The sequence below is a fragment of the Terriglobia bacterium genome (assembly GCA_036496425.1).
Lineage (GTDB): Bacteria > Acidobacteriota > Terriglobia > 20CM-2-55-15 > 20CM-2-55-15 > 20CM-2-55-15.
In genome coordinates this window covers 1-3203 of record DASXLG010000037.1, presented here as the reverse complement: position 1 = coordinate 3203, position 3203 = coordinate 1, and the positions used below count along the sequence as shown (strand labels likewise).

Here is a 3203-nt window from a genome sequence, read left to right as displayed (position 1 = left end):
GATGGCCGTTCAGTCGCTGCGCGATGAAAACCGGCGCATGCGCGAGGAACTGGACGATCGTTATCAATTCGATAACATCGTCGGCCGCAGCGCCGGGATGCGCGAAATCTTTCAAACGGTGGAACGCGTCGCTCCCACGCGCGCCACGGTATTGCTTGCCGGAGAGAGCGGTGTTGGCAAGGACATGATTGCCCGCGCGATCCATCATCACTCGCCCCGCAAGAATCATGCCTTCGTAAAGATCAACTGCACCGCCATCCCCGAAAATCTGATGGAGAGCGAACTGTTCGGCTACGAAAAAGGAGCCTTTACCGGCGCGAACGCGACCAAGCCCGGCAAGTTCGAGCAGGCCGATCAAGGAACCGTTTTTCTCGATGAAATCGGCGATGTACCCGGCAATATACAGGTCAAGCTGCTGCGCATTCTGCAGGAACGGCAGTTCGAACGCTTAGGATCGAACACCACGCGCAACGTCGATGTACGGGTGGTTGCCGCGACCAACGTCGATCTTCGCGAGGCGCTCGAGCAGGGGCGTTTCCGTGAGGATCTGTATTACCGGCTGAACGTGGTCCCCATCAATATTCCGGCGTTACGCGAGCGTAAGGGCGATATTCCGTTCCTCGCGATCCATTTTGTAAAAAAGCTCTCGAAAGAATTAGGTAGCTCCGCGAAAGAGATCGCTCCGGGCGCGATCGATCGATTGCTCGAACACGCGTGGCCGGGCAACGTGCGGGAACTGGAAAATACGATTGAGCGCAGCCTTGTTCTCGCCGGCGGCGAAACGCTCGAAGCAGCCGACATTCGTATTGAAGCCCCGCGTGGGTCCACAGCGTCTGCCGCATCGCAACAAGTGCCGCTGCTGCCCGAGGGCGAGACGCTGGAACACTGGGAACAGATGATGATCCGCGAGGCCTTACGGAGGGCCAACGGAAACAAGAGCCAAGCTGCCCGCTCGCTGGGGCTTACTCGAAACGCCTTGCGCTACCGTCTATCGCAAATGGGGCTGGAAAGCGAAGCGCCGGAGGACGGCGACTCATAGCCGAACGATTTTGGGCGATCGGAATCCTTTTAGAGCATTCCGGGTATCGACAATCAGTTTGCTGCGCTCCACCACACCCGTGTAGTCGACGGCGCTGTGATCGGTTACGATCACTACGCAATCCGCCGCCTCAACCGACGCGAGCGTCTCTTGCGCGTCCAGGTAACCGCTGTTGGTCTGGATACGGCGCACGTACGGATCGGAGAATGTCACTCGAGCGCCCAGCCGCTCGAGCAGCAGCATGATATCCAGCGCGGGCGATTCGCGCACATCGTCAATATTCCGCTTATAAGCAATCCCCAGCACGTGCACATGCGAGCCGCGCACGGACTTGGCAAAATCGTTGAGCGCGTTCTGAATCTTCTCCACAACGAATTCCGGCATCCGGCCGTTGATATAACCGGCGAGTTCAATGAACCGCGCTTCAATTCCGGCTTCCTTACTCTTCCAAGACAAGTAGAAAGGATCGATCGGAATGCAATGCCCGCCCAGTCCCGGCCCCGGATAAAAGGGCATAAAGCCAAAGGGCTTGGTCGCCGCCGCGTCAATGACTTCCCACACGTCGATATTCATGCGCGAACACATCAGCGCCATCTCATTCGCCAGGCCGATGTTGATCATGCGGAAAGTATTTTCGAGCAGCTTGACCATCTCGGCAACGCGCGTCGAGCTGACCGGAACCACCTTATCGAGCGCCTGAGCGTAAAACAGCGCACCAATTTCCGTGCATGCCGCCGTAATCCCGCCAACCACCTTGGGAATGTTCGAGGTTTGGAATTTGGGATTGCCGGGATCCACGCGCTCCGGCGAGAAGCATAGAAAAAAGTCCTTGCCAACCTCGAGGCCCGAGTTTGCCAGCTTGGGCAGGAGCAATTCATCCGTCGTGCCGGGATAGGTAGTGGATTCGAGCATGACCAGCAGACCCGGATGGATGTATTCGGCAATCGCATCCGTTGCCGAAACAACGTAGCTCATGTCCGGATCTTTTGTCTTGCGCAGCGGGGTTGGGACACAAATGTCAACCGTGTCCAAGTCGCGGATCACCGAAAAATCGCTTGTCGCGCGCAGCTTGCCACTCCGCACCAACGGTTCGAATACATTATCTTTGACGTCTTTTATGTAGGAATGCCCGCCGTTGAACTGATCGACCTTCGACTTCTGTACATCAATCCCGGTTACGTCGAAGCCGGCGCGAGCAAATTCAACCGCCAGTGGCAATCCTACGTATCCCAAGCCAAGGACACCGACGCGGGCTGTTCTATTGGCAATTCGCTTCTTAAGCTCGGCGGCCACTTGCGGCTCCGCCATTCGATCGATATTTTCAGAAATCGACAAAGTAGTTACCTTCACCGACGAGTTCGGCCGGGCCCGTTAGGTAAACACTATCATCCCAACGTAAATTGAGCGCCCCGGCCGGGGTTCTTATCTCTACAGGACTCTCCACCTTACCCCGCAAAATGGCCGCGACGGCCGCTCCAGTAGAACCTGTCCCGGAACTTCTTGTTTCACCCGCACCCCGCTCAAAAAACAAGGTTTCTATGACGTGGCGTGCCGCCACTTTCACTACCGAGACGTTCGTTCGATGCGGAAATCGCGAATGGGCTTCCGCTTGGCGCGCTACCTCCCGCCAATCCTCGGGTATCTCATCGACAAAAAGCGCGCACTGCGGATTTCCCACATTCAGAATCGTTGCTTGCCAGGTTCTCCCGGCCAACTCGAGCGTCGCGTACCGTTCTTCTTCATACGGCAGGCCCATGTCCATCTCAAACACGAACTCACGACCGTGTTGGGAAATAAGCCGCAGCGTCTTTCGTCCGGCTCCGGTGGTGATAGCGATCTCCGGTCCGTTTAGACCGTGGACGAGGCCGAAGGCCGCCGCGCAACGTGTCCCATTGCCCGAAATTTCAGCTTCGCTCCCGTCGGAATTGAAAAGCCGCGTCCGCAGGCCGGCTCCGTCGCGCCATACCAGCATCCAACCGTCACCGCCGATACCGGTCGCACGCGCACAGATGCGTCGCGCCATGTCCTGCAGGTTTTCGTCCGCGACCTTTTCTCCCCAGGTCAGCAGAAAATCGTTCTCCGCTCCGTGCAGTTTGGTAAATGGAATATTCATCGCTTATAAATTTCGAGCGCCGGAGCGCCCTTCACTTCAAACTTCCACGCC

3 protein-coding genes are annotated in these 3203 nt (G+C 57.2%); 1 reads left to right on the top strand and 2 read right to left on the bottom strand.

Annotated features, from left to right (window positions below; translation table 11 throughout):
• Window positions 1–1039 (top strand): sigma-54 dependent transcriptional regulator (locus VGK48_02705; GenBank protein HEY2380071.1); only part of this gene is annotated, 1039 nt, incomplete at its 5' end.
• Here VGK48_02705 and VGK48_02700 read toward each other — a convergent pair.
• Window positions 1034–2347, bottom strand: a complete 1314-nt coding sequence (locus VGK48_02700) for a nucleotide sugar dehydrogenase (GenBank protein HEY2380070.1) — start codon at window positions 2345–2347, stop codon at window positions 1034–1036. The two genes, VGK48_02705 and VGK48_02700, sit on opposite strands and share 6 nt — an antisense overlap.
• Window positions 2348–2360: 13 nt before the next feature.
• Window positions 2361–3152 (bottom strand): diaminopimelate epimerase, encoded by a 792-nt coding sequence (dapF, locus tag VGK48_02695; protein ID HEY2380069.1) that lies wholly within the window; start codon window positions 3150–3152, stop codon window positions 2361–2363.
• Window positions 3153–3203 lie beyond the last annotated feature (51 nt).

Excerpts from the sequence above, each read along its gene's own strand:
- VGK48_02700 (HEY2380070.1), bottom strand. The coding sequence starts at position 2,347 with ATGGCGGAGCCGCAAGTGGCCGCCGAGCTTAAGAAGCGAATTGCCAAT.
- dapF (HEY2380069.1), bottom strand. The coding sequence starts at position 3,152 with ATGAATATTCCATTTACCAAACTGCACGGAGCGGAGAACGATTTTCTG.